Annotated in this window: 29 protein-coding genes; 26 read left to right on the plus strand and 3 right to left on the minus strand. The window is 43.0% G+C overall.

The features are described 5' to 3' along the window. Window positions 1-82: 82 nt before the first annotated feature. From miaA to V1499_RS09785, 10 genes are all read left to right on the plus strand, one after another. Complete coding sequence (miaA, locus tag V1499_RS09740; RefSeq protein ID WP_409275798.1) at window positions 83-1024, plus strand: tRNA (adenosine(37)-N6)-dimethylallyltransferase MiaA; 942 nt, start codon at window positions 83-85, stop codon at window positions 1022-1024. Window positions 1025-1066: 42 nt separating this feature from the next. Next, window positions 1067-1303 carry an RNA chaperone Hfq gene (hfq, locus tag V1499_RS09745; protein ID WP_053366255.1) on the plus strand — a complete coding sequence of 79 codons (237 nt, stop codon included), beginning with the start codon at window positions 1067-1069 and terminating at the stop codon, window positions 1301-1303. A gap of 212 nt (window positions 1304-1515) precedes the next feature. Continuing rightward, window positions 1516-2463, plus strand: coding sequence for a stage V sporulation protein K (gene spoVK / locus V1499_RS09750; RefSeq protein ID WP_409276269.1), 948 nt, complete (start codon window positions 1516-1518; stop codon window positions 2461-2463). Window positions 2464-2688: 225 nt separating this feature from the next. Beyond that, window positions 2689-2922 carry a glutaredoxin family protein gene (locus V1499_RS09755; RefSeq protein WP_409275800.1) on the plus strand — a complete coding sequence of 78 codons (234 nt, stop codon included), beginning with the start codon at window positions 2689-2691 and terminating at the stop codon, window positions 2920-2922. Between the two features lie 124 nt (window positions 2923-3046). Beyond that, window positions 3047-3361, plus strand: a complete 315-nt coding sequence (locus V1499_RS09760) for a hypothetical protein (protein ID WP_409275802.1) — start codon at window positions 3047-3049, stop codon at window positions 3359-3361. A 178-nt stretch (window positions 3362-3539) separates the two neighbouring features. Then, entirely contained in the window at window positions 3540-4799 is a 1260-nt protein-coding gene (gene hflX, locus V1499_RS09765; protein ID WP_409275804.1) for a GTPase HflX, read from the plus strand. Window positions 4800-4872: 73 nt separating this feature from the next. Next, window positions 4873-6135 carry an aminotransferase class I/II-fold pyridoxal phosphate-dependent enzyme gene (locus V1499_RS09770; protein WP_409275806.1) on the plus strand — a complete coding sequence of 421 codons (1263 nt, stop codon included), beginning with the start codon at window positions 4873-4875 and terminating at the stop codon, window positions 6133-6135. Between the two features lie 504 nt (window positions 6136-6639). Continuing rightward, complete coding sequence (locus V1499_RS09775; RefSeq protein WP_409275808.1) at window positions 6640-7041, plus strand: MerR family transcriptional regulator; 402 nt, start codon at window positions 6640-6642, stop codon at window positions 7039-7041. Between the two features lie 29 nt (window positions 7042-7070). Then, window positions 7071-8405 (plus strand): type I glutamate--ammonia ligase, encoded by a 1335-nt coding sequence (gene glnA / locus V1499_RS09780; protein WP_409275810.1) that lies wholly within the window; start codon window positions 7071-7073, stop codon window positions 8403-8405. Between the two features lie 918 nt (window positions 8406-9323). Next, complete coding sequence (locus V1499_RS09785; RefSeq protein ID WP_409275812.1) at window positions 9324-9551, plus strand: hypothetical protein; 228 nt, start codon at window positions 9324-9326, stop codon at window positions 9549-9551. A 46-nt stretch (window positions 9552-9597) separates the two neighbouring features. On the opposite strand, the gene lexA is transcribed toward V1499_RS09785, so the two are convergent. Further along, on the minus strand, window positions 9598-10218 hold the full coding sequence (gene lexA, locus V1499_RS09790; RefSeq protein WP_316568583.1) for a transcriptional repressor LexA: 621 nt from the start codon (window positions 10216-10218) through the stop codon (window positions 9598-9600). Between the two features lie 156 nt (window positions 10219-10374). Between lexA and V1499_RS09795 the strand changes: the two genes are divergently transcribed. From V1499_RS09795 to V1499_RS09850, 12 genes are all read left to right on the plus strand, one after another. Then, window positions 10375-10704, plus strand: coding sequence for a LysM peptidoglycan-binding domain-containing protein (locus tag V1499_RS09795; protein ID WP_409275813.1), 330 nt, complete (start codon window positions 10375-10377; stop codon window positions 10702-10704). 2 nt (window positions 10705-10706) lie between these two features. Beyond that, on the plus strand, window positions 10707-11378 hold the full coding sequence (locus V1499_RS09800) for a recombinase family protein (protein ID WP_409275815.1): 672 nt from the start codon (window positions 10707-10709) through the stop codon (window positions 11376-11378). Window positions 11379-11432: 54 nt separating this feature from the next. Beyond that, the gene (locus tag V1499_RS09805) at window positions 11433-11666 is read left to right on the plus strand and encodes a DUF896 domain-containing protein (protein ID WP_316568586.1); all 234 of its coding nucleotides are present in this window, start codon (window positions 11433-11435) and stop codon (window positions 11664-11666) included. Between the two features lie 181 nt (window positions 11667-11847). Next, complete coding sequence (gene tkt / locus V1499_RS09810) at window positions 11848-13854, plus strand: transketolase (RefSeq protein WP_409275817.1); 2007 nt, start codon at window positions 11848-11850, stop codon at window positions 13852-13854. 300 nt (window positions 13855-14154) lie between these two features. Further along, window positions 14155-14595, plus strand: a complete 441-nt coding sequence (gene sirA / locus V1499_RS09815; protein ID WP_409275819.1) for a sporulation inhibitor of replication protein SirA — start codon at window positions 14155-14157, stop codon at window positions 14593-14595. 75 nt (window positions 14596-14670) lie between these two features. Next, a complete protein-coding gene (locus V1499_RS09820; protein WP_316568589.1) occupies window positions 14671-14895 on the plus strand; it encodes a YneF family protein in 225 nt (74 codons plus the stop codon). 674 nt (window positions 14896-15569) lie between these two features. Further along, on the plus strand, window positions 15570-16271 hold the full coding sequence (locus V1499_RS09825) for a DUF4145 domain-containing protein (RefSeq protein ID WP_409275821.1): 702 nt from the start codon (window positions 15570-15572) through the stop codon (window positions 16269-16271). 115 nt (window positions 16272-16386) lie between these two features. Continuing rightward, on the plus strand, window positions 16387-16539 hold the full coding sequence (locus V1499_RS09830) for a hypothetical protein (protein WP_409275822.1): 153 nt from the start codon (window positions 16387-16389) through the stop codon (window positions 16537-16539). A gap of 141 nt (window positions 16540-16680) precedes the next feature. Next, a complete protein-coding gene (locus V1499_RS09835) occupies window positions 16681-17262 on the plus strand; it encodes an FxLYD domain-containing protein (RefSeq protein WP_409275824.1) in 582 nt (193 codons plus the stop codon). Between the two features lie 66 nt (window positions 17263-17328). Continuing rightward, complete coding sequence (locus V1499_RS09840; protein ID WP_409275825.1) at window positions 17329-17568, plus strand: hypothetical protein; 240 nt, start codon at window positions 17329-17331, stop codon at window positions 17566-17568. Next, window positions 17555-17887 carry a hypothetical protein gene (locus V1499_RS09845; RefSeq protein WP_409275827.1) on the plus strand — a complete coding sequence of 111 codons (333 nt, stop codon included), beginning with the start codon at window positions 17555-17557 and terminating at the stop codon, window positions 17885-17887. Before V1499_RS09840 ends, V1499_RS09845 begins: the two co-directional genes overlap by 14 nt. 240 nt (window positions 17888-18127) lie before the next feature. Beyond that, window positions 18128-18829: an LppM family (lipo)protein gene (locus V1499_RS09850; protein ID WP_409275828.1), complete on the plus strand. Its 702-nt coding sequence runs from the start codon at window positions 18128-18130 to the stop codon at window positions 18827-18829. Between the two features lie 167 nt (window positions 18830-18996). Here V1499_RS09850 and V1499_RS09855 read toward each other — a convergent pair whose 3' ends face one another. Further along, window positions 18997-19278, minus strand: a complete 282-nt coding sequence (locus V1499_RS09855; RefSeq protein WP_409275830.1) for a hypothetical protein — start codon at window positions 19276-19278, stop codon at window positions 18997-18999. A gap of 376 nt (window positions 19279-19654) precedes the next feature. On the opposite strand from V1499_RS09855, the gene V1499_RS09860 reads away from it, so the two are divergent. The 3 genes from V1499_RS09860 (at window position 19655) to V1499_RS09870 (ending at window position 23890) form a co-directional block, all read left to right on the plus strand. Continuing rightward, window positions 19655-20053, plus strand: coding sequence for a hypothetical protein (locus V1499_RS09860; RefSeq protein ID WP_409275831.1), 399 nt, complete (start codon window positions 19655-19657; stop codon window positions 20051-20053). A 287-nt stretch (window positions 20054-20340) separates the two neighbouring features. Further along, window positions 20341-22092: an ABC transporter ATP-binding protein gene (locus tag V1499_RS09865; protein ID WP_409275833.1), complete on the plus strand. Its 1752-nt coding sequence runs from the start codon at window positions 20341-20343 to the stop codon at window positions 22090-22092. Then, a complete protein-coding gene (locus V1499_RS09870; RefSeq protein ID WP_409275834.1) occupies window positions 22079-23890 on the plus strand; it encodes an ABC transporter ATP-binding protein in 1812 nt (603 codons plus the stop codon). The genes V1499_RS09865 and V1499_RS09870 overlap by 14 nt, the downstream gene beginning before the upstream one ends. Before the next feature lie 57 nt (window positions 23891-23947). On the opposite strand, the gene V1499_RS09875 is transcribed toward V1499_RS09870, so the two are convergent. After that, entirely contained in the window at window positions 23948-24121 is a 174-nt protein-coding gene (locus V1499_RS09875) for a Spo0E family sporulation regulatory protein-aspartic acid phosphatase (protein ID WP_409275836.1), read from the minus strand. A gap of 262 nt (window positions 24122-24383) precedes the next feature. Between V1499_RS09875 and V1499_RS09880 the strand changes: the two genes are divergently transcribed. Next, the gene (locus tag V1499_RS09880) at window positions 24384-25094 is read left to right on the plus strand and encodes a cytochrome c biogenesis CcdA family protein (protein WP_409275838.1); all 711 of its coding nucleotides are present in this window, start codon (window positions 24384-24386) and stop codon (window positions 25092-25094) included. Window positions 25095-25132: the final 38 nt, after the last annotated feature.

The following is a 25132-nucleotide window of genomic DNA, read 5'->3' on the forward strand; positions in this document are numbered from 1 at the left end:
ACGGGATTTGCTACGGTTTGGTTCCTGCGCTTTCATTGTGTATAATAAGGGCATCCAGTATGAGAGGGCAGTGTGAGGCAATTTGGAAAGCTTGCAAAAATTAGTCGTCATTGTTGGTCCGACCGCGGTGGGAAAAACGAGGCTTGGAGTTGAAATGGCGAAACACTTCAATGGCGAGGTGATCAGCGGAGATTCAATGCAAATTTACCGAGGGATGGATATTGGGACGGCAAAAGTAACCGAAGAGGAAATGGAAGGTATTCCCCATTATCTCATTGATATTAAAAACCCGGAAGAAAGTTTTTCGGTTGCCGAATTCAAAAGCCTTGTCAGGGAAAAAATCGACGAAATCACATCCAAGGGAAAACTCCCGATCATTGTCGGCGGCACAGGCCTTTACATCCAGTCCGTGCTCTATGACTACCAATTTTCCGAAGCGCCTGCAGACGAGGCATTTCGCGCCAGGCTGGAAAGGAAAGCCGAAGAAGAGGGCAACGAGGCAGTGCATCGGGAATTGGCGGATCTCGATCCCGAAGCGGCGGAACAGCTTCACCCGAACAATGTGAGAAGGGTCATCAGGGCTCTCGAAATAGTGAAATCAACTGGCATGCCCCTAGCCGAAGTCCAGAAATCCACCAAGCCGGAACTCCTCTACAACGCCGCCATCATCGGTTTGACGATGGAGCGGGAAATGCTGTACGAGAGGATTAATCGGCGCGTTGACAAAATGGTGGAAGAAGGGCTCGTCGACGAGGTAAAGAAATTTTACGATATGGGCCTTCGTGATTGCCAATCCATCCAGGCAATCGGGTATAAGGAGTTTTATAGCTATTTCGACGGAACTTCGACTTTGGAGGAATCGGTCGATACCCTGAAACAAAATACAAGAAGGTATGCAAAACGCCAGCTTACCTGGTTTCGAAACAAGATGGACGTGGAATGGTATGATATGTCAGATACAGATGCCTTCCCAAAAATAATTCCGGAAATATTCAAGTATGTGGAAGGAAAGCTTGAACTTTAAATCGAATACATAAAATGTAGAGACTATAGAGGAGGATTTTAAATGAAAACAGCCATCAATATCCAGGACCAATTTTTGAACCAACTTCGCAAGGATAACACGAATGTTACCGTATTCCTTTTGAACGGTTTCCAGCTAAGGGGACAAATCAAAGGATTTGATAACTTCACCGTATTGTTCGAATCTGAAGGAAAACAGCAGCTTGTCTACAAGCACGCCATCTCAACGTTCGCGCCAGCCCGCAATGTCCAGCTCGACCTCGAAGGCCAGGGGCAGTAAAAATTTAAAATGAAACAGGTCCGGTTTTAATGAGCCGGGCCTTTTTTCGTGTTTTGAAGTGGCGGATAAATTCAAAATGTCCCCTCCGAAAAGGTGTTTTTGGCAAAAAAGAAATGTTTTCCCCATGGGCGAATAGGATAGTATGAAGGATTAATTCTCCGGTCGGGAACCGGAATCCGCGCAAAAGAGAAGGATTCTGAGAGGTGAAAGCTTTGGACCAGCCGATGCGCATGAAAGACAATGGCCAAATCAGCATTGTCCTGAATACCCAGAAACGAAATCCGGCACTTCTGCGTGAGCACGAACCCTCTCTGCCCAAGGCGGTACAGAAAATAGAGCACGCGGCATTGAAGGAAATTGAAGAAGAACTCGGCTCTCTTGTCGGAATGGAAGAAATGAAAAAAACGATTAAAGAAATTTATGCCTGGATATATATTAATAAAAAAAGGGAAGAGGCTGGCCTGAAAGCGAAGAAGCAGGCACTGCATATGATGTTTAAGGGGAATCCCGGAACTGGGAAGACGACCGTCGCCAGGCTGATTGGCAAGCTTTTTTTAAAAATGAATGTCCTCTCAAAAGGGCATCTGATCGAGGCGGAACGAGCGGACTTGGTGGGTGAGTACATCGGACACACGGCGCAGAAAACGCGCGACCTTGTCAAAAAGGCGATGGGGGGCATCCTGTTCATTGATGAAGCCTACTCGCTCGGGAGGGGCGGGGAAAAGGATTTCGGAAAAGAAGCGATCGACACACTAGTCAAACATATGGAAGATAAGCAGCATGAATTTATCCTTATCCTTGCCGGTTATTCACGGGAAATGGATTATTTCCTGTCGCTGAACCCCGGCCTCCATTCACGGTTTCCCCTCGTGATTGATTTTCCCGATTATAAAATTGATCAGCTAATGGACATTGCGGACAGGATGGTAAAGGAAAGGGAATATTCGCTCAGCCATGAGGCCGAAAAGAAATTAAGGGAGCATCTCATTTGGATCAAATCGGTCCTGTCGCCAAACAGCTTCTCGAATGGCAGATACATCCGGAACATCATCGAAAAATCGATCCGCGCCCAGGCGATGAGGCTACTTATTCAAAACAGCTACGACCGGCATGATCTCATGACACTCAGAAGCAATGACCTTGTTTTTGAAGATGGCTAACTTGCCCCAAAAACGGGGCTTTTTTGTTTTTTAAAAAAATTATTCCAATGATTTGGTAAGGAACGCAAATAGTTAAAAAAGCATTATGGTTAAATCCGTGTAATAAGGGAATGACAATATTGTATCCTCTTTTGCAAAGAACGAGGCAAAGCAGATTCATTGCACGAAAAGAGAATTTGGACAATAATACCTAAACAGGTAGAAATTAATAAGGAGGCAATTGAAATGAACGAAATTATTGTTTACACAACGAACACTTGACCGTACTGCACAATGATGAAAAACTTCCTTGAGGCTCAAGGATTGGACTATAGTGAAGTGAATGTTCAGAACGACCGCGCCGCCGCTGAAAAACTGGTGAACGAAACAGGGCAGATGGGCGTGCCGCAAACAAAAGTCAATGGCCACTGGGTACTTGGCTTTGATCCAGAAACATTAATGCAATACGTGAAAGAGTAGTTGAAAAAGAGGCCGCGGCCTCTTTTTTCTTTGGGCTGAGGGGACCTATCCACAAAGTTGAATAAGAAGCCAATTGATTGCAGGATTAGTGACATTATCCGGAGAGGATGTTCCTTAAAATCGGTTGAGTGACATTGTTCGGCCAAAATCCGAAAAGGAAGTCACTCAAACGCAGATGAGTGACATTGTCCAGCCAATATCCAAAAAGGAAGTCACTCAAACCCGAATGAGTGACATTGTCGGGCTAAAATCCAAAAAGGAAGTCACTCAAACCCGAATGAGTGACATTGTAGGGCTAAAATCCAAAAAGGAAGTCACTCAAACCCGAATGAGTGACATTGTAGGGCTAAAATCCAAAAAGGAAGTCACTCAAACCCGAATGAGTGACATTGTCCAGCCAATATCCAAAAAAGGAAGTCACTCAAACCCGAATGAGTGACATTGATGGACCAAAATCCAAAAATTATGTCACTCAAACCTCACCTACTCCAACCGAAACCAGAATTTATCATTTATCCGCAACCTCATTTATTCATTCCGAAAACTAGGCCAACATAGAGAAATCACCAAACTTTTGTTATGATGGGAACAAGATTATGGTGAAGGAAGTGTGGCGCATGGAAGTAAAGATGGAAAAAGAAAAAGCTATCCTAGTCGGCTGCCAGACGACCGAAGACGATGACCTTCGCTTTCAGTATTCAATGGAAGAGCTTGTTTCCTTGACTGAAACTGCGAAGGGCGAAGTACTGATTTCTGTTGTCCAAAAGCGTGAGCGGATCCACCCCGCCACTTATATTGGTAAAGGAAAGGTAGAAGAGCTGAAGGCGCTCGTCGGACAGCTTGAGGCCGATATTGTAATTTTTAATGACGAATTGTCTCCGAGCCAAAAACGGAACCTTGGAACGGAGCTTGATGCCAGAATTATAGACAGAACTCAATTAATCCTTGATATTTTCGCGCAAAGGGCCCGCTCGAAAGAAGGCAAGCTGCAGGTCGAGCTCGCCCAGTTGCAATACATACTACCTAGGCTTGCCGGCCAGGGGACGGAGCTTTCCCGGCTTGGAGGCGGAATCGGCACAAGGGGTCCCGGGGAAACAAAGCTTGAATCGGACCGGAGGCATATCCGAAGAAGGATCGATGAAATCAAGCAGCAGCTTGCCATCATCGTCCAGCACAGAGACAGGTACCGGGAGCGCAGGAAAAAGAACAAAGCGTTCCAAATCGCGATTGCCGGCTATACGAATGCTGGGAAATCCACGTTGTTCAACAGGCTTTCAGAAGCGGACTCCTACGAGGAAAATCAGCTTTTCGCGACACTCGACCCGATGACCCGGAAAATAATTTTACCAAGCGGATTCATTTGCCTGATCACCGATACGGTGGGATTCATCCAGGACTTGCCGACTTCGCTCATCGCGGCTTTCCGGTCCACGCTCGAGGAAGTAAGGGAAGCGGATTTAATACTTCACGTAGTCGACATGTCGAACCCGGATTATTTTCACCATGAAAAGACGGTTAACAGGCTGCTTGAGGAGCTTGATGTGAAAGACATCCCGCAGCTGACGGTCTACAACAAACGGGACATTCAGCATCCTGATTTCGTTCCGACCGCTGATACACCGACTGCCTTTATATCAGCATTTGACAAAGAAGACCGCGACGCGTTGAAAAAGAAAATTGAAGAAACGGCCATCGCAATGATGGAGCCATACAATGTCCTCGTTCCGGCGAATGAAGGAAAGCTTTTGTCGATGCTGAAAAACGAAACGATCCTAAGGGAGCTTTCTTTCCAGGAAAATGACCAAGTTTATCGCTGCACAGGCTATGCGTTAAGGGACCATCAGGTTGCTGGGCAGCTGCAAAAATTCACAATATAAGCTGGAAAAGACGAAGACTCTTCGTCGGAAAGGTCCAGCTGCAAAAATTTACATGATAGATTGGAGAAGCACCATGTATAAGCAATTGAAGCACGGAGAACGCCTAAGCCAGGCTGCGCGGGAGGTGGAAACACAAATTGCCAATATCCACAGGGCAATAGATGAAATAATTGAGACGAATCAATTCAGGGTACTGCAAAGCTTTCAAAAGCACAGGGTGAGCGACTCGCACTTCACCCCAAGCACTGGCTATGGCTATGATGATACAGGAAGGGACGTGCTCGCGAGCATCTATGCGGATGTATTCGGAGCGGAAGCAGGTCTTGTCCGTCCGCAAATCATATCAGGCACCCATGCAATTTCCATCGCCCTGTTCGGAATATTAAGGCCGGGCGACGAGCTACTCTACATAACAGGGAAGCCGTACGACACGCTTGAGGAAATCGTCGGAATCCGCGGGGCCGGGAATGGGTCGCTAAAGGAATTCGGGATTTCGTACAATAGCGTGGCGCTTACAGAAGAAGGTGGCATCGATTGGAACGCTGTCTCTGCCGCAATCAAACCGAATACGAAAATGATTGGCATCCAGCGTTCCAAAGGGTATGCGACAAGGCCGTCATTTACGGTTGCGGAAATCGGTGAAATGGTCCGTTTTGTAAAGGAAATCAAGCCGGACGTTGTTGTTTTCGTCGATAACTGTTATGGCGAATTCGTGGAATTGGAGGAGCCGTGCCACGCGGGTGCCGACCTGATGGCTGGTTCCCTGATTAAAAACCCCGGTGGCGGCATTGCAAAAACGGGCGGTTATATCGTTGGAAAGCAGGAGTACGTAGATGCATGTTCCTACCGAATGACCTCACCGGGAATCGGAGCCGAAGCTGGCGCGTCGCTTTATAGCCTCCATGAAATGTATCAGGGATTTTTCCTGGCACCACATGTTGTGGGCCAGGCGCTGAAAGGGGCTGTTTTTACAGCGGCGATGCTTGAGCGGTTCGGGATGAAGTCGTTTCCTAAATGGGATGCCCCAAGAACAGACCTTATCCAGGCGGTGGAGTTCAATGACCGCCAAAAGATGGTATCGTTCTGCCAGGCAATCCAGTTTTCGTCGCCGGTTAATTCTTACGTTACTCCATATCCCGCCTACATGCCTGGATACGAAGACGATGTTATCATGGCTGCGGGCACATTTATTCAGGGAGCAAGTATTGAGCTTACCGCAGATGGGCCATTGCGGCCGCCTTATGCAGCTTATGTGCAGGGAGGGCTTACGTATTCCCATGTGAAAATCGCCATCTGCCTGGCACTTGACCGGCTGATTGAAGAAGGATTGATATAGAGAAGAAGGCACCTCTCGAACAGGTGCCTTCTTTATATTTTTATAAAGGCGGTTGCATAAATGGGTACTTTTTGTCCACACCTGTATTTATTTCTATAAGCTTTTTTCAATTTTGGCTATTAAAGTAGAGAAAATAGGGAATAAGCCTAAAGGGACTGAAAATGCCGTTGTGCAAAAAAGGGCTTCTCAGCATGTGGCTCAAACAATCGGAAAGGCGCAGCCGGCCTGGCAAGCATGTGGAATGTTCCGCCACTTGGTGAAGGCTTCGGCTATATTAGCCTATTTTTCCTTTTCGGCATCCTGATTTCGGTTTCAACAGGAATCTTTTTTAGGATGTTCAGCTCAAAATAGGAAAAAGCAAAAGCCGTTTCATCAATGGTTTCCTGATTTTTCAGCCTGGGAAAATTTTTTAATTCCCATGTAAGGAAACCTAACATAGTATTGACAGATTTTTTAACATTGGAATATAATTCAGTTTGTAAGTCACGATAAGGAGGAGAAATCATGGGGGGAAGCAAGATCCGCCGCTCCATGCCGCTGTTTCCGATTGGAATTGTGATGCAGCTGACCGATTTGACCGCGAGGCAAATCCGCTATTATGAAGAGCACCAATTGATTTCTCCCGCTCGGACTGAAGGGAATAGGCGAATGTTCAGTTTGAATGATATTGACAGGCTCCTTGAAATTAAGGATCTGATTGACAAGGGCGTCAATATGGCTGGAATCAGGGAGTTGTTCCTCGTCAACAAGGAGAAAAGGCAGCGCGAATCCGAAAAGGAAAAGAAGCCGAAAAAGGAATTGACGGAAGTTGAATTAAGGAAATTGCTTCGCAATGAATTGCTCCATGCCGGGCGGTTCAACCGTTCGACCTTAAGGCAAGGCGATATGTCCCGATTTTTCAATTAATCCGTTGCTATTATAAAGGAGGAAACAACTTGGCAAGGTACACACGTGAAGACATCGAAAAAATGGCAAAAGAGGAGAACGTAAAGTTTGTCCGTCTGCAGTTCACGGACATTCTCGGGACAATCAAAAACGTGGAAATCCCAATTTCCCAGCTTGGAAAGGCGCTTGACAATAAAATGATGTTCGACGGATCCTCCATTGAAGGCTTTGTCCGGATTGAGGAATCCGATATGTATCTTTTCCCTGATCCTGATACATGGGTCATTTTCCCGTGGACAGCCGAGAAAGGGAAAGTTGCGCGCCTCATTTGCGACATCCATAACGCGGATGGAACGCCATTTGGCGGCGACCCACGCAATAATTTGAAACGAATTCTTAAAGAAATGGAAGAGCTTGGCTTTACAACCTTCAACATTGGGCCGGAACCGGAATTTTTCCTATTCAAGCTTGATCAGAATGGCGAACCCACTCTTGAACTGAATGACAGCGGAGGCTATTTTGACCTCGCCCCAACCGATCTTGGCGAAAACTGCCGCCGCGATATCGTACTTGAGCTTGAAGAAATGGGCTTTGAAATCGAAGCCTCCCACCATGAAACGGCGGCGGGCCAGCACGAAATCGACTTTAAATATGCGGATGCCATCACTGCGTGCGACAATATCCAAACGTTTAAGCTTGTTGTAAAAACAATCGCCAGGAAGCATGGTTTGCATGCTACGTTCATGCCAAAGCCATTGTTCGGCGTGAGCGGTTCCGGCATGCACTGCAACCTGTCCCTGTTCAAAGGTAATGAGAACGTGTTTTATGAAAAAGGGAGCAAATTGGACCTGAGTGAGAATGCATACCATTTCATCGCCGGCATCCTTAAACACTCAACAAACTTCACTGCCGTCACAAACCCGACTGTCAACTCTTATAAGCGTCTGGTTCCTGGCTATGAAGCGCCATGCTATGTTGCTTGGTCCGCGAAAAACAGGTCACCGCTCATCCGTATCCCTGCTTCACGCGGAATGAGCACGCGTGTTGAGGTGCGCAGCGTCGACCCTGCAGCCAATCCGTATTTGGCTATGGCTGTCCTATTGAAGGCTGGCTTAGACGGTATCAAAAACAAGTTGACACCGCCAGCAGCAGTTGACCGTAACATTTATGTGATGTCGAAGGAAGAGCGCATCGAAGAAGGAATTGCCGACCTGCCGGCTACACTTGCACAAGCGCTTGATATGATGAAAACAGACGATGTCATCCTGTCCGCGCTTGGCGAGCATATCGTTGAGCACTTCCTCGAAGCGAAGGAAATCGAATGGGATATGTTTAGAACCCAGGTACACCCTTGGGAACGCGAACAGTATATGAGTATGTACTAATAGAATTTAAAAAAGCAGTTCACTTTTGTAAAAGTGGACTGCTTTTTTTCATAGGATTTGTGTTTGGTATGGAATTGAGATACGTGTAAATGTGAAAAAACATTAAAATATGACAATTTTGTGACTTTTGTTTATGACTTTATATTCCAGGATGGTATATAATAAAAGAGAGACAACAAAAATAGCCGCCAAGGGGGTTAGCGGCTACTTTGGAATATATACAGGATTTTTCAATGCGGGTAATCCGGCTCAGCTGGCAGCCAGTTAAGCAAGTGCCAGCTGATCTGATGTAGTTCTTTATCTGCGCTGTCTCAGAGATGCATTTTCCTGGTGTCTCTGGGGTGCGATGGTGCACATTATGTCTCATGTTGCCATTCATTGATGTTACTAAGCTGTGTTGTTTTGTATCATGGTGCAATTCTTAGGTGTTTCTAGGCTGTGATGCTGTGTTTCTGGATGCGAATCATAGCTATTTCTAAGATGACCATTCTGTATCTTTGTGCAAATCGTAGATGTTTCTAAGTTGTAAGGTTTTGTATCTTGGTGCCAATCTTAGGTGCTTCTAGGCTGTGATGCTGTGTATCTGGATGCAAATCATAGCTGTTTCTAAGATGACCATTCTGTATCTGGATGCAAATCATAGATGAATCTAGTTGGAACCCCTGTCAATGACGATGCGATTCGTTTCCACTGATGCGTCTAGGCTGTTCGATCTCGTTGTGTTCTGGCTGTTCAATGCGATGTTTGACTAAGCAATCTTATGATGGCTTGTTTTTGAATCGATTGCTGTTGAAGTTTTTCTGTACTTTTAAAATAACAGATTCAAGGTTAAAAATGTTGGTATGTTGTTTATGTTCACAAAGCTGTAAAAACAAAGTGACAAACTTTTGAATTTCCGAACTTTGAGGGGGTATCAGCATGATCAGAATGGCAGTTGCAGGTGCGGCTGGGTTCGTATTGGTTTTTATTGAATCCTATCTTGTGATGATTTTAAAGGGGTATAAAACAATCGAGTTTGGGGGCATAAGCCCATTCATCGGAGTTTGGGCAATGAATTTCTTCCTGGTTTTCTCAATCCTTACCCACGCGAAGCTTTGGTATGACGAGCGGGCACAGCAAAGGGAAGAAGCCCAGACGGAACAATAAATATATAGAAGCAAAGAAAAACAGGCTATCCGCAATAGCCTGTTTTTTAATGGATGCTCCGGTATACGCCGATAACTTTTCCCAAAATGGATACTTCCCTAAGGATGATAGGCTCCATGGTTGGGTTTTCCGGCTGGAGGCGGATATAGTCTTTTTCTTTGTAAAATCTTTTACACGTAGCTTCGTCCTCTTCTGTCATTGCGACAACGATATCTCCGTTATTTGCTGTCTTCTGTTGCTTTACAATGACATAGTCCCCATCAAGGATACCAGCCTCAATCATACTTTCCCCCATAATTTCAAGCATGAAAACCTGCTCGTCTGAAGGGACCATCGTTTCCGGAAGGGGGAAATACTCCTCGACATTTTCAACAGCGGTGATTGGCTGTCCGGCAGTAACACGCCCAACGACTGGAACATTGACGACCCTGACTTTCGGGATGTATGCTTCATCGGCTTCAAGAATTTCAATTGCCCTTGGCTTTGTCGGGTCCCTTCTAATAAGGCCCTTCATTTCCAGCCGTTCCAGGTGGCCGTGTACGGTCGAGCTTGAGGCGAGCCCCACTGCTTCACCGATTTCACGGACGGACGGCGGATAACCCTTTCTTTTTACTTCACTTTTAATATAATCAAGGATCTCCTGCTGCCTCTTCGATATTTTAGCCATAAATGGAAACACCTCTTCTGGTATTGTTACCTAATTATAGCATGGGTTGTACAAAGATACAAACATAAGTTCGAGTTTTTTCATTGACATCAAACAGACGTTCGGATTATAATCAAATCAAATAAACCGAACATACATTCTTAAGGGGTGCGTCCAATGAAGAAATTTTTGATAAATAACTCTTATGTCGTACTATTGATTTTTGTCAGCAGCCTATGTGCAGGAGCGGTATCGTACTTTAGCAAACCTGCAACTGAAGATACATACATGACCATTACAGTGAAAGAAGGGGATTCCATTTGGGCGGTTGCGGAAGAGCTTGCCGAACGCCATTCGATGGACCGGTCTGATATTATAAACTGGGTAAAGAAAAACAATGAACTCGCGAGCGACACGATTTATCCAGGGGACAAAATCATTGTCCCTATTAAAAAGCTCACCATTAGCGAGGGACAGCAGCTAGCAAGTGTTGGAAAGGGTGAGTAAATATGGGGAACAAGGGCGTCCGGGCAGCGATATATTGCCGAGTCAGCACAGAAAAGGAAGCCCAGGAAACGTCCCTTGCAAGGCAGGAGGAGGAACTTCTTGCTCTTGCGAAAAGGCACGGGTTTGAAAAGGCAGCGGTCTACAGGGAGCAGGCAAGCGGATATTCCCTTGAAAGGGAGGGGCTCCTAGAACTGCTTAACCTCATAAAGGATGGGGAAATTGATGCCGTTCTTATTCAGGATGAAACAAGGCTTGGCAGGGGAAATGCCAAAATAGCCATCCTTCATGTATTATCAAAAAATGGCATCAAGCTATACAGTGTGGCGCATGACGGTGAACTCCAGCTGTCTGAATCCGACTCGATGATTCTTAATATTGTCGCGATGGTCGAGGAATATCAGCGTAAATTGCACAATATCAAGATAAAGCGTGGAATGAAAAGGGCCATTGAAAAAGGCTATAAGCCCCAGAAAAACCTGAAAAACCTGGATGAGAGCCCTGGCCGTGAACGGATCGAAGTCCCAGTAAATGAAATTATCAGGCTGAAAGACAATGGCCTCACCTTTGCGGAAATCGCCGCGACCCTTAGAGGGTTCGGTTACGATGTATCCAAAGCGACGGTGCACCGACGGTATAGGGAAGCAATCGAATCGGACAAGCCCTCTTCCTTGTAAAGGGCGGCGTTTTCTAGTATTATGCATGGTAGTCTAACCGAAAGAGGGAGTGCCATGCTTTCAAAAGAAAAAATCGCCAGGATAAATGAATTGGCCAGGAAATCGAAATCGGTCGGATTGACAGATGAAGAAGCCAAAGAGCAAACCATGTTACGGAAGGAATATCTCGAGGTTTTCCGTTCTTCCATGCTGGATACATTGACCAACACGACCATCATTGATCCGGAAGGGAACGACGTCACTCCGGAGAAAATAAAAGCGAGAAAAAACAACAGGCATCTCCACTAAAATGGGGTGCCTGTTTTTTTTACCAAAAATAACAATAATATTGCCTTTTTTTCGGCTTTTTTTCCGGAAAAACAAAAATAATGAAATGACAGCGCCTTCATGAAAGGGGATTTGTTGAATAATTCACATGAGAGCTATAATATTAAGAAGGTAGGAATTTGATGACGAAAGGATGTAATGTATGTTTGACAAAATTGATGCTTTGTCCGTGACCTCAATTAGGACGTTATCAATTGATGCAATTGAGAAAGCAAATTCCGGTCACCCGGGAATGCCAATGGGCGCAGCCCCTATGGCTTATACACTATGGACCCGGTTCATGAACCATAATCCGAAAAATCCAAACTGGCTTAACCGTGACCGTTTTGTTCTATCCGCGGGACATGGTTCCATGCTTTTGTACAGCCTGCTTCACCTTTCCGGTTACAATGTGACCATGGATGACATTAAACAATTCCGCCAATGGGGTTCAAAAACTCCTGGGCATCCTGAGTACGGCCACACCGAAGGCGTTGAAGCCACAACAGGCCCACTTGGACAAGGAATCGCAATGGCTGTAGGTATGGCAATGGCAGAACGCCACTTGGCAGCTACCTACAACAAAGACAACTACGAGCTCGTAGATCATTTTACATACAGCATTTGCGGTGACGGCGACTTGATGGAAGGCGTATCCGCAGAAGCTGCTTCGCTTGCGGGCCACTTGAAGCTTGGAAGGCTTGTGGTTCTTTATGATTCCAACGACATCTCACTCGATGGCGATCTTCACATGTCTTTCTCTGAAAGTGTAAAAGAACGCTTCCTATCCTACGGCTGGCAGTATATTAGAGTCGAAGATGGAAACGACCTTCATGAAATTGCAAAGGCGCTTGAGGAAGCAAGAAGCGATTTGGACCGCCCGACTATGATTGAGGTTAAAACAGTCATTGGGTTCGGTTCTCCGAATCTTTCCGGTAAATCCGATGTCCATGGCGCTCCGCTTGGAATGGATGAACTGAAGCTTACAAAAGAAGCGTACAAATGGACATTCGAAGAAGATTTCCATGTGCCTGAAGAAGTTTATTCCCACTTCCGCAAGCTGGTCGAGGAAAACGGCGCGAAAAAAGAAGCCGAATGGAACAGCTTGTTCGAGCAATACAAGAAAGACCATCCTGAACTGGGCAACCAGCTGGAACAGGCGCTTAAAGGCGAGCTTCCAGAGGGCTGGGATAAAGATCTGCCAGTTTACAGCGAAGGGAAGAGCCTTGCGAGCAGGGCATCATCCGGTGAAGCGATCAATGCAATCGCCAAAAACCTGCCAACCTTCTTTGGCGGCTCCGCTGACCTGGCTGGTTCCAACAAAACCTTGATCAAAAATGCAGGAGATTTCCTCCCGAATTCTTACGAAGGACGTAACATTTGGTTCGGCGTCAGGGAATTCGCGATGGGTGCCGCCCTTAACGGAATGGCTCTCCACGGTGGTTTGAAGGTGTTCGCTGGAACGTTCTTTGTATTCTCCGATTACCTGCGCCCGTCAATCAGGCTGGCAGCTCTAATGGGACTTCCGGTTACGTATGTCTTTACTCATGACAGCATTGCTGTTGGAGAAGATGGCCCGACCCACGAACCAATCGAGCAGCTTGCAGCGTTAAGGGCAATGCCAAATCTTTCTGTTATCCGTCCGGCTGATGGAAACGAAACTTCGGCTGCGTGGAAATTGGCTGTAGAATCAAGAGACGTACCAACTGCTCTTGTCTTGACTAGGCAAAACCTGCCTACCCTTAAAGGTACGGATAAAAACGCCTATGAAGGTGTTAAGAAAGGTGCTTATGTGGTCTCTCCTTCCTCTAAGGAAACTCCTGACGCGCTTCTCCTTGCTTCAGGTTCAGAAGTTAGCCTTGCAGTGAAAGCACAGGAAGAACTCGCGAAAGAAGGAATCGAGGTATCCGTAGTGAGCATGCCATCATGGGATCGATTCGAAAAGCAATCGAAGGAATACAAAGACTCTGTCATTCCGAAGTCCGTGAAGAAACGCCTTGGCATCGAAATGGGCTCTTCCCTTGGTTGGCACCGTTACACAGGTGACGAAGGCGAAGTACTAGCAATCGATACATTCGGCGCTTCGGCACCGGGCGAACTGGTCATGAAAGAATATGGATTCAGTGTTGAAAATGTTGTATCCAAGGTAAAAGACCTTCTTGAAAAATAAAATAATAAAGTTACTTAAAAGGCCGGGCAGAAAATTGCTCGGCCTTTTGCATAAAACCGTTTTGTAAATTCTTTGTTAAGGAATACCTCTCTATTCCGTGACAGTCCGGCCTTAAAATAGTATAATGAAAGACAAGGCAAAATTTCACAATTATCGAAATAATAAGCTCTATATAGTTATTTTTCAAAAAGTGATTATAAAAGGGGATACCGACAAACCAGCCACCGTAAATGATTAAGATTCGCTTTTCCTCCGTCACACGGTAACAGGAGAAAGGAATTGAAGCAGGGAGAGAATGGAATGAGAAAGTACCAGCTCTATTTAATTGAAGACGAGTTTGCCTCCCATTACTTCGGAAGAGAGCGCATATTTTTTCATTTATTTAAGGAAAATAGGCAGGCTGCCGGTGAACTGAAACAAATAACAGACAAGCAAATCAGCTACATAACTAAACAACTGCCCGTGCTGCGGATCCACCAACTGCTCCACAGACAGCTTGAAAAGACGAATAGCCTGAAGGTGGAAAATGGCCTTTATACAATTGAACTGAACAATCGGACAAGCAGGGCGAACCTCACCGTGCAGGAAACCTTCATATTAATTGAGGCGGAAGGCGGATACGAGGCGGAGACAGCATTCTTTGAAGTCCTCCGTAAATGCGAAGCGTCGTTCCTGGCGATTGATTTGGAAAATGATAAATATGGGTGGTTGAAACCAATCAAGGAAAGAAAATTTGTCTAAATGCCATGAACTATTGTATAATTACGCTTGGTAAATTACACTGTATTAGCAGGACAACATGAAGGAGGAAATAGTATGGTAAGTACTGGTTATGTAATCCTTATTGCTGTTCTGGCCCTAGTCGCTGGAATTGCAATTGGATTTTTTATAACACGTAAGTACATGATGGATTATCTGAAAAAAAATCCGCCAATCAACGAACAAATGCTGAAAGTCATGATGATGCAAATGGGCATGAAACCGTCCCAAAAGAAGATCAACCAAATGATGGCAGCAATGAACAAGCAGCAAACCAAATAACAAACTGGATGAAAACCCTTATGGGACAAGGTTTCTACAGTGTTCTAATAACCATAATAGGTAAATTATATGGAAGCAGATTCGTGATTTGAATCCTTTCACAATTTTTTTAGCATACTTGGTTAATCATGCCTCAATCCCAACTTAAGCCACTTTTACTGCGAATGATAAAGCAGGAGAGGTGGCTTTTTTATGTTGTTGAAAGAAGTAATCGAGAAATACCGGTACACGGGTTAGCCAGGGGATTTAATGGAGAACAACGCCCATAAACACCAGGAATTAAATTAGGCATGGTTTTTGTTGGAGAAAAGAGCCGTTAAAGAATTGGAGAGTGTTCAGGGCCAAAATTTAAAAGCCTATATTTATTTCTAAATCGGTGGGTGACGGGTTGGATAAAAACTGTCCTCTTCCTTACTCAAGAAAAATTTTAACCGAAAGAGAGAAATTTTTATAAAATGGCTAAAAATACGGTCATAAGGGATGTCAGCCACTTTTTCTGATTAGCTTTCCTGTAGGAAAGATTAACCGTTTCTGTGAATTAAGGGTAAAATCGGCTATTCAATACCTCTAATCGGAAAAATGAGCCGCTAGCATACCATTTTACTCACCCAGAAAAAAATAGAATTATTGATAAAATCGAAATTCCATGTAATCATATATTTTGGGTGATCAAAATGGAAAAATTTGATGAAAAAATTTATTGTAGAGTTTGTCGCAAGAAAACTTTTAATAACATAGTTTATGAAATTAGGGAAGAAGTTACAATTAAAGGTTCTATGGGTGGCTTTTTGGTCAAACACTCTGTTGTTGAATGTGGCGGTTGTCGTACGATAACTTATGCCGACATTATTTATGCTTTGGAATTTGACGGTGAAAATTGGGTAATTTCAGACTTACCACAACATATTAATGTTTTTCCAGAAGAACCAAAGGCCGCAGTAAGTAAAAATGTGAAGATGGATATTCAATATTCAATGACTGTTCCAGATAACATTAAGGAAATTTATATTGAGTTAATTTCCTCCTATAATATGGGACATAATCTACTTTGTGCAATTGGAATAAGAACACTAATAGAAGCGATCTGTAATGAATTAAATATTTCTAAAGGCTTTAAGCATGATAATGAAGGTAATCCATTAACAAAGGAAGGTAAGAAGGAAAGTATAGAAGGAAAAATTTATGGATTGTTTGAGAATAAACATATTGTCTGGAATCAGTGTCTTATTCTCCAAAGGATTAGGGAAATAGGGAACGCTGCAACTCATCAATTAATCACTCCTACTTCGGAAGAAATTTATTATGCTATTGATATTGTTGAAGGAGTAATTGAAAATATCTATAATTTAAAAAATCACAAACTATTAAGAAGTTAATAAGACATACAAAAACATTTTGTCTATTAATATCAAAAAATGTAAAACGATTTATTACTTTCCCCCTATTTTGTAATGGTAAAATTTAACTATAACTAGTTAGGGGGGGGTAAAGTTGGAGGAAATAATCAAAGGCCAAGAAACTAAGCAACCTAATGTAAAAAAAGAATCAATAATTATTGGTGCAATATTAATCATTATGGTTGTTGTAATTGCGATTGTATGGAATTATTTTCGATTGGATGATTCACGACTGAATAATTTATAAGAAATATTATCTAATGATAAAGAGATAAGTCCATACTTCATAGTTCCGAGTTTCAGTGAAAATGAATTTGATGAAGTTTTAAAACATGAAGGAAAGACGGTCTATCCATATAACCTCCTGGGTAGTTTAACTCAATCGTTTATGAAATTATCACCTAACGAACAATATAATGTATTTAAAAAGATAGAAGAAATAATAGAAGATAATGAACATAGTACCCTAATCAGATGTGGTAATAATAAATATTGTAGTATAAAGGAAATAACTGGATTAAAACCGCATGAAGGAGATTCCTTTTCAGATATTGAATCATATTCATATGACACTTACAGTGGTAAATTAGAACACTCTTATGTTGATAAGAAAGTTGGGTTACGGAAGGTAGAAACTGTTTCAAATACTACAACTAAATCTTCTAGTTCCACTCAAACTACTTCTACTGGCGGTTTAAAAATAGTTGAGAAGTCAGGAACAATTAATGGGGATTATATCTATGTTAGAGGGGCAGTACAGAATTTTGGTTCTGATTCTTATTCATATGTTGAAATAAAAGTAACTTATACAGACGATAACGGAAATGTATTGGATACTGATAGGACTTATGTGAATAGTTCAGATACCTTATTACCAAAGGAAAGAAAATCTTTTGAGATTATGACCAGAATGGTTGGTCAGAAATACCCAAAGTACAAAGTAGAAATTGTTGATTATGATATTGAGTAGAAAGAAGGATTTTCCATTTATTTGCCGAATGTTGTAAATGTAAATGTTTGGTGAGGAGTGGTTGTTATGATGTTAGAAGAAAAACATTTATGTGAAAATTGTAATAAGGAGTTTGAGTGGTATTATATTGTTCCTCAGCATATGAGTAGTGGACACTTTAAAACTCATGTTATCCCAAGAAATAAGTCGGAAGTTAAGCATGTGAATGCTCACATTAACAAAGTACCAACGAATGTTACTGTACATTGTAGTAATTGCGATCATTTGAATACTTTTGATGTGGATGTAAAAAATGGAACAGTATGAACTAGATTTTCTTAATCAGTGGAAAGAGGAATTACAGATACAAAAGGAACTGATTCATGAAGAACTTTCTACATTAGCAAAAAATCCACATATACTTAATCTAAGAAAGCAAATTATTGAAGATGTGATAAGTGTAAATAAGGAACTACATCATGACTCTGAAGAGTTTAGACAATTTTTTGATTATGATAAGACTTTAGAAGAAATTAAAGAGTATCAATTGACAGTAACCGAAAAAGTTGAGTATTTGAATAAGGAATTAAAATATACCAACTATTTACTCAGATATATAGAATTTAGATTAAAAAATAGAGTTTAACTTATTTTTGTCCACGATAAATAATCGTGGGCTTTTTTATTTTGTATGGAAGGGGATGTGAAATAATCAATAACCTTCTGCTGCAAAATTAAAAAGCAGTAGAAAGCCTAGAATAGCATAGCTACTTAGCCTCACTCAAAAATGGGAGGGACGTTTTTAATAGAAAATTTTTATTCAATTTTAACCAATTTAGGAAATGTTAGTATATAATAAGTGATGACAAATCATAGGGGGCCCAGAGTGAAAAATAAAATATTTTTATCAATTCTATTAATACTTCTTTTATCTGGTTGTGTAAAGATGGATAATACCCTAATAATCAATAAAGACGGCAGCAGTGATTTTACTATGATATATGGTATAGATAGTCAATTGTATTCATCCGAAATGGGCGCACCAGAAAGCATGGATGAATTCAAGAGTGATGCCGAGAAGAGCGGATTCAAAGTAGTTACTTATAAAGACAAAGAGTTTACTGGTCTTAAAATTTCAAAACACTTTGAGTCTTATAAGGATATAAAATTTGTCAACAATAGTGAATCAAAAATGAACTTCAAAGTAAACGAACAAAAAGGATTTTTTAAAAACAAGTACGCTGTAGAAGCTGTTTATGATTTAAGAGGCATGTCAGATGAAATGGGAGACGGATCAGAAGGCTTTGATGAGCAGATATTAAACTCAATCTTAGGTAAAATGGATTTAAAATTTACGTTAAAATTACCTGTCAAATCCGGAGATAACAACGCTTCTAATGTTTCTGATGAAGGAAAAACTTTAACGTGGGATTTGCTCCCTGATAAAAATAATGAGTTAAAGGTGCAATTTGAAAAGGTAAACACATTGAATATTGTTTTATTGGCAGTTGGTATTGTAGTAGCTCTAATTTCAACATTAATTGTTATTTTTAAGAAAAGAAAACCTACAATAGAAGAAACGTTTTAATTGTTAAAACCTCACTAATATAGTGGGGTTTTTCTTATTCCTTTTTCCAAATGTCACCCAGCTTAATGTCAGGGTTTCTTTTTCTTAACTCCTCAACTATAATGTTACCTTCAATGCTGATAACTGAATAATTAATGGGAACCCAAAAGTAAGAGGTTCCCATTCTATTAAGCGATATTCTTTAACCAAGTAATAATCCGAAGAATCTCCAATGGTTCGAACCAAGTAATTAAAAACATCACAACGAAAAAAGAAATAAGTGATATGTATTTTAAGGCTCCTACTTCACGTTTAGCAATTGCAATAAAACTTAGTACAATTCCAATTAAAAAAGAAATAAAACCAAAAAGGACTGCCAGTTCCGAATAGCCATCTATTATCCAATTCACACCGTATAATGATAGTCCTAAAACCAGCAAGGTTGTTGACAATATACTTAATTTTTTCACAATTTCACCCCCGAATATGATTTTACCATAAACAGGGTGAAAAATTGAAGGAGCGTAAATCAATTTGATTAGGTGCTCTTATACACGAAGTTCTTTTTCGTGAATCGGATTGAGTATCTACTTTCCCTTTCTTCTATAAGATGGCAGCTTAAATAAGTATTTTTGCCAGTTTCATTCAAAAATGTGAATTAACTGCTTAATTTTTTTGTCTTTGTGTACTTGTCCAAACCATTTTTATTACTTTTGAATTTATTAAAGAGAGGAGCGGAATGATTATAGTAGAGATGTAAGTTATTAAAATACATTTATACTAGAACATTCGATACTCATTTATGAAAGTATTTCAATAATATAATGACCGAAGGGAGGTAAAACAATGGCAAAGGTTCTTAATTTTACTATGCCTGCGGGTGGCACAATTACAAGTCCTTGCAACAATGAAACTATAGTTTTAACAGGAAATACTCATGTATTAATTACTCAAACAGTGGATGGTAAAGGAGGTTTTCATTTTAAATTTCATGTTAATACTCAAAACCTTTCGGGGACAGGTCTAACAACGGGTGCCCAATATAAATTTGTATCAACATCAAATGCCGAACAAAACACTGGATCTTCTGGCTTTCCATCTGAGTTTACCGCGATAGATACCCTTAGGGTAATAGCCCAAGGTAATGTTCCAAATTTCCTAACGCATGCTATTGGCAAATTTACATTCAATGCCAATGGTGAACTCACTTCATTTAAAATAGATTTCGATTCAGAATGTAAATAACCTTAAAATACCATTAAGTAGAGGATAAATTTACGATTCATTCTCTGCTTTCTTTTTTTTTGACTCACGTTAACAGTTTTAAAAATCAGCCTGGTGGTTTAAAAAAAATTTTCGCCTTCAACAATCAGCTAGTTTACAGCCATCAGCGCGTTCTTCAAGATTTAATAATCTTCCTTATTTTTAAAAAATTTGATAAAATAGTAATTCCGGTGATTGGGTAAAGTGGCTGGAATTGTCTCCGCCAACGCCCACTCGACGGAATCTAGAGAGAAAGAGTGGGGGGAATAATGAAAATATTTGCTGACTTAAAATGGTTTTTTTGGCAAGAGAGAAAGGCATACATAACCGGAATCATTATGCTTTTATTAGTTGCATTCCTTCAATTAATCCCGCCAAAGGTCATTGGGATTGTCGCCGACCAGATTAAGGACGGGTCGATGACATCGACCTCATTGATTCAATGGGTGCTGGTTTTGCTTGGCGCGGGGCTTTCGATGTACATCCTCCGCTATTTCTGGAGGATTAAGATCTTCGGCTCGGCGGTAAAACTGACGAGGAATCTCAGGAATAATCTTTATGAGCACTTCACCAATATGTCGCCAAACTTTTACCAAAACAGGCGAATTGGCGACTTGATGGCGCATGCGACAAACGACCTTTCCGCCATTCAGCAAACTGCTGGCGCCGGAGTGTTGACGCTGGTCGATTCACTCGCTACCGGAGGCTTTGTTATCCTTGCGATGGCGTTTACGATCAGCTGGAAATTGACGCTGATCGCACTCATCCCAATGCCGTTCATGGCGTTGTTGACGAGCTGGTTCGGGAAGATGCTTCACCGATCCTTCCACAAGGCACAGGAAGCATTTTCATCGCTCAATGACAAAACGCAGGAAAGCATTACCGGGATCAAGGTAATCAAAACATTCGGCCAGGAAGAAGAAGACATCGAGGATTTCCGTAACCAGTCTGAGGATGTTGTTCAGAAAAACATGGTCGTTGCGAAGATTGATTCCCTTTATGACCCGACGATTTCCATCATTGCCGGCATTTCCTTTTTCCTATCCATTGGCTTTGGAGCAAGGGAAGTCCTCAATGATAACCTGACGATTGGGCAGCTGATTTCCTTCACTACGTATCTTGGCCTCCTGATTTGGCCAATGCTCGCATTTGGGTGGCTGTTCAATATCGTGGAACGTGGCCGGGCCTCGTATGACCGTGTATCCCTATTATTACGCCAGCCAGTGGACATCCAGGACAAAGAAAACGCGATAGACGAAGTTCCTGCTGGGAGCATCGAATTCTCGATTGATGAATTTACATTCCCGGGTGAAAACGCGCCTCTTTTAAAAAATATCAATTTCGAAATTGGAAAAGGGCAAACGCTTGGCATTGTCGGGAAAACAGGCGCTGGAAAAACAACGCTGATCAAGCTTTTAATCCGGGAGTATGACATTAAAAAAGGAGAAATCCTGTTTGGCGGGCATAACATCTCGGACTATAAGCTCGAAAAATTAAGGCAGGCCATCGGCTATGTGCCGCAGGACCACTTCCTGTTTTCAGCTACAGTAGGGGAGAACATTGCGTTCACTAAGGCGGATGCGTCAGAGGATGAAATTATCGCGGCCGCGAAACTTGCGAATATCCATGACGATATCCTCGGATTCACCGATGGCTATGACACTGTCGTCGGGGAGCGCGGCGTATCGCTCTCGGGGGGGCAAAAACAGCGGATTTCGATTGCTCGAGCCCTACTTATGAACCCGGAAGTTCTGATTCTCGACGATTCGCTCTCCGCCGTTGACGCGAAAACGGAAGAAGCGATCCTATCCGCCCTGAAGCAGGAGAGGGAAGGGAAGACGACGATCATCACTTCCCACAGGCTGAGCGCCATCCAGCACGCGAATCTCGTCCTTGTCATCGAGGACGGCAAGATTGCGGAGCGCGGCACACACGAAGAGCTGATGGAAGAAGGCGGCTGGTACAGGGAAATGTATTTGCGCCAGCAGCTTGAAGAGCTCGTTGAGCATGGGGGGCATTAAGGTGGACACACATTTGACAGAAAAGGGGCAAAGGAAAATCCTCATTAGGCTCCTGACCTATACAAAACCGCATAAGAAACTGATCATCGTGGCCTTCACGCTCCTTTTGCTGACAACGATAGGGGACATTGCCGGGCCATATCTTGTGAAAATTTTCATCGATGACTATTTGACGCCGGGGAATTTGGCTGTGAAGCCGATGCTTATCCTCGGGTCAATCTATATGGGCATACAAGTTGTGAAAGTGTTCCTGTTGTTCTTCCAGCTCGTGAAGTTCCAGGAGATTGCGTTGAAAATCATCCAGCAGCTTCGGATTGAAGTTTTTTCAAAAGTCCAGGCGCTTGGGATGAGGTATTTTGACAAAACGCCTGCCGGAAGCATCGTATCAAGGGTGACGAACGATACCGAGGCGATCAAGGATATGTTCGTTACAGTCCTTGCGACATTCATCCAGAGCGGGGTCTTCCTGCTCGGGATTTATGTGGCGATGTTCTTCCTGAATGTAAAGCTTGCATTGTTCTGTACAATCCTGCTGCCGGTTATCCTCGGCGTCATGACAATGTACAGGAAATTCAGCTCACGTTTTTACATGGATATGCGCGAACGCCTGAGCCAGTTGAATGCAAAGCTTGCCGAATCGCTTGGGGGCATGCAAATCATCCAGGTATTCAGGCAGGAAAAGCGGCTCCGGAAGGAATTCGGAGATATTAACGAAAAGCATTTCCAGGCTGGGATGAAAAACATCAAGCTGGACGGCCTGCTTTTAAGGCCAGCTATTGACCTGATTTACATCATGGCCCTCATTATGGTCCTAAGCTATTTCGGCATCACATCAATGGATACTGCTGTTGAGATTGGGGTCTTGTATGCGTTCATCAGTTACTTGGATCGTTTTTTTGAACCTGTCAATCAGATGATGATGAGGCTTTCCTTGTACCAGCAGGCGATTGTCGCCGGTTCAAGGGTTTTCAGGCTCCTTGACGAAAGCGACCACGCACCAGAACAGGAAAGCATACCAGGGCTTGAAATCGAGGATGGAAAAATTGAAATCCGCAACTTGAGCTTCTCCTATGACGGGAAAACGGATGTGTTAAAAAACATCTCGTTCACCGCCAATCCAGGGGAAACGGTGGCGCTAGTCGGCCATACGGGAAGCGGAAAGAGCTCGATCATCAACCTCCTGATGCGGTTCTACGAGTATGAAAGGGGAGACATCCTCATTGACGGGAAGTCCACACGCGACTATTCAAAGGATGAATTGCGCAAGAAAATGGGGCTTGTCCTTCAGGATCCATTCCTGTTTTACGGGACAGTAAAAGACAACATCCGCCTCCATAATCACGATATGCCGGATGAGAAGGTAATCGAGGCGGCAAGGTTCGTCCAGGCTCATACGTTCATTGAAAAGCTAGATGATAAATATGACCACAAAGTCGTCGAACGGGGCTCCGCATTCTCGAGCGGGCAAAGGCAATTGATCGCGTTTGCAAGGACGATCGCGACCGACCCGAAAATCCTCGTCCTCGACGAAGCAACGGCGAACATCGATACGGAAACGGAAGAAGCCATCCAGACCGCTCTCGAAAAGATGCGGGAAGGGCGGACGACAATTGCAATCGCGCACCGGCTTTCCACCATCCAGGACGCCGACCTCATCCTCGTCCTGCACCAGGGCGAAATTGTCGAGCGTGGTACCCATCAGGAACTTCTGGCGCATAAGGGCTTGTACCACAAGATGTACCTCCTGCAAAACGGATTGGTCGATCGGATGGAGCACGCGGTCAGGCAAGGTTCGTAGAATCAAGAATAATATTGTGATAAAATGAAACAGCCTGGCAAATTTGCCAGGCCGTTTCTATGAATGGGTCGGAATTTTTTTTAGAAAGTCATTGTTATACTGGTTCAATAACTGGTCCAATTCTTGGCTGTGTCGTATAGCAATGGAGGAACTCAAGCCGTTGGTGCATGCGACTTGAATCAATTCCGCCCTCTTTTGCTCTATCAACGAGAGCAAGTCCTGTTTCAACACGGCTGCAATTCCTTTCTGGAGTTTCTCCGGTTATGAAGGCGTCCATATCAGACAAAATCTAACAATGTATGATTCTCGACTTAGTATAACGTATTATGGTAATAAATTCAAAAGATTTTTGTAAAAAAATATCCAATACATTTCTACGGTGGGAACAATTATTAAATTGGATACCCGACACAAAACGTTCAATCCAATTTGTATCTTTACTACCGCCCGGTTTGATAGAATGAAAGCAACAACATGTTTAGGAGTTGGATCGATGGCTACAGAAGTTAACTTATTCCTTGCGCTCGGCGCTGGCTTCCTGAGCTTCATATCGCCTTGCTGCCTGCCTTTATACCCAGCATTCCTTTCCTATATCACCGGAATGTCCGTGAGCGAACTGAAGGATGAAAACGGAATGATGCAAAGGCGCAGCATTATTCATACAATCTTCTTCCTGATTGGGTTCTCGTCCATCTTTATCATGCTGGGCTTTACTACTTCATTTATAGGGGAGTTTTTATTCCAGAACCAGGAACTAATCCGCCGGATCGGCGCAATTTTCATGATCCTTTTCGGTCTGATTATTGTCGGTGTGTTCAAACCGGAATTTTTGATGAAAGATGTGAAGTTCCAATTTAAGAACCGGCCTTCAGGATATGCGGGATCCATCCTAATCGGGATGGCGTTCGCCGCCGGTTGGACGCCATGTACAGGCCCAATCCTCGGCGCAGTCCTTTCAATGGCCGCAACGGATCCAAGTTCGAGCATGCCGCTCATGATCGCCTATGTACTTGGATTTGCGATTCCGTTCTTCATCCTGTCCTTCTTCATCGGACGCATGGCATGGATCAAACGCAACTCCTTGAAAATCATGAAGGTTGGCGGCTATGTCATGATTGTGATGGGAATCATGCTGTTCTTCGACTGGCTGACGCAAATCATTATCGTCCTTACTGAACTGTTTGGCGGATTTACCGGGTTTTAAGGCGCTTTTTTAAAAAAAGAGTTGTCGTCATAAACAGC

The organism is Neobacillus oceani, from assembly GCF_046237595.1.
Lineage (GTDB): Bacteria > Bacillota > Bacilli > Bacillales > Cytobacillaceae > Bacillus_D > Bacillus_D oceani.

Excerpts from the sequence above, each read along its gene's own strand:
- hfq (WP_053366255.1), top strand. The coding sequence starts at position 1,067 with ATGAAAACAGCCATCAATATCCAGGACCAATTTTTGAACCAACTTCGC.
- hflX (WP_409275804.1), top strand. The coding sequence starts at position 3,540 with ATGGAAGTAAAGATGGAAAAAGAAAAAGCTATCCTAGTCGGCTGCCAG.
- V1499_RS09770 (WP_409275806.1), top strand. The coding sequence starts at position 4,873 with ATGTATAAGCAATTGAAGCACGGAGAACGCCTAAGCCAGGCTGCGCGG.
- V1499_RS09775 (WP_409275808.1), top strand. The coding sequence starts at position 6,640 with ATGGGGGGAAGCAAGATCCGCCGCTCCATGCCGCTGTTTCCGATTGGA.
- V1499_RS09785 (WP_409275812.1), top strand. The coding sequence starts at position 9,324 with ATGATCAGAATGGCAGTTGCAGGTGCGGCTGGGTTCGTATTGGTTTTT.
- lexA (WP_316568583.1), bottom strand. The coding sequence starts at position 10,218 with ATGGCTAAAATATCGAAGAGGCAGCAGGAGATCCTTGATTATATTAAA.
- V1499_RS09795 (WP_409275813.1), top strand. The coding sequence starts at position 10,375 with ATGAAGAAATTTTTGATAAATAACTCTTATGTCGTACTATTGATTTTT.
- V1499_RS09800 (WP_409275815.1), top strand. The coding sequence starts at position 10,707 with ATGGGGAACAAGGGCGTCCGGGCAGCGATATATTGCCGAGTCAGCACA.
- V1499_RS09805 (WP_316568586.1), top strand. The coding sequence starts at position 11,433 with ATGCTTTCAAAAGAAAAAATCGCCAGGATAAATGAATTGGCCAGGAAA.
- tkt (WP_409275817.1), top strand. The coding sequence starts at position 11,848 with ATGTTTGACAAAATTGATGCTTTGTCCGTGACCTCAATTAGGACGTTA.
- sirA (WP_409275819.1), top strand. The coding sequence starts at position 14,155 with ATGAGAAAGTACCAGCTCTATTTAATTGAAGACGAGTTTGCCTCCCAT.
- V1499_RS09820 (WP_316568589.1), top strand. The coding sequence starts at position 14,671 with ATGGTAAGTACTGGTTATGTAATCCTTATTGCTGTTCTGGCCCTAGTC.
- V1499_RS09825 (WP_409275821.1), top strand. The coding sequence starts at position 15,570 with ATGGAAAAATTTGATGAAAAAATTTATTGTAGAGTTTGTCGCAAGAAA.
- V1499_RS09835 (WP_409275824.1), top strand. The coding sequence starts at position 16,681 with ATGAAATTATCACCTAACGAACAATATAATGTATTTAAAAAGATAGAA.
- V1499_RS09840 (WP_409275825.1), top strand. The coding sequence starts at position 17,329 with ATGATGTTAGAAGAAAAACATTTATGTGAAAATTGTAATAAGGAGTTT.
- V1499_RS09845 (WP_409275827.1), top strand. The coding sequence starts at position 17,555 with ATGGAACAGTATGAACTAGATTTTCTTAATCAGTGGAAAGAGGAATTA.
- V1499_RS09860 (WP_409275831.1), top strand. The coding sequence starts at position 19,655 with ATGGCAAAGGTTCTTAATTTTACTATGCCTGCGGGTGGCACAATTACA.
- V1499_RS09865 (WP_409275833.1), top strand. The coding sequence starts at position 20,341 with ATGAAAATATTTGCTGACTTAAAATGGTTTTTTTGGCAAGAGAGAAAG.
- V1499_RS09870 (WP_409275834.1), top strand. The coding sequence starts at position 22,079 with ATGGGGGGCATTAAGGTGGACACACATTTGACAGAAAAGGGGCAAAGG.
- V1499_RS09880 (WP_409275838.1), top strand. The coding sequence starts at position 24,384 with ATGGCTACAGAAGTTAACTTATTCCTTGCGCTCGGCGCTGGCTTCCTG.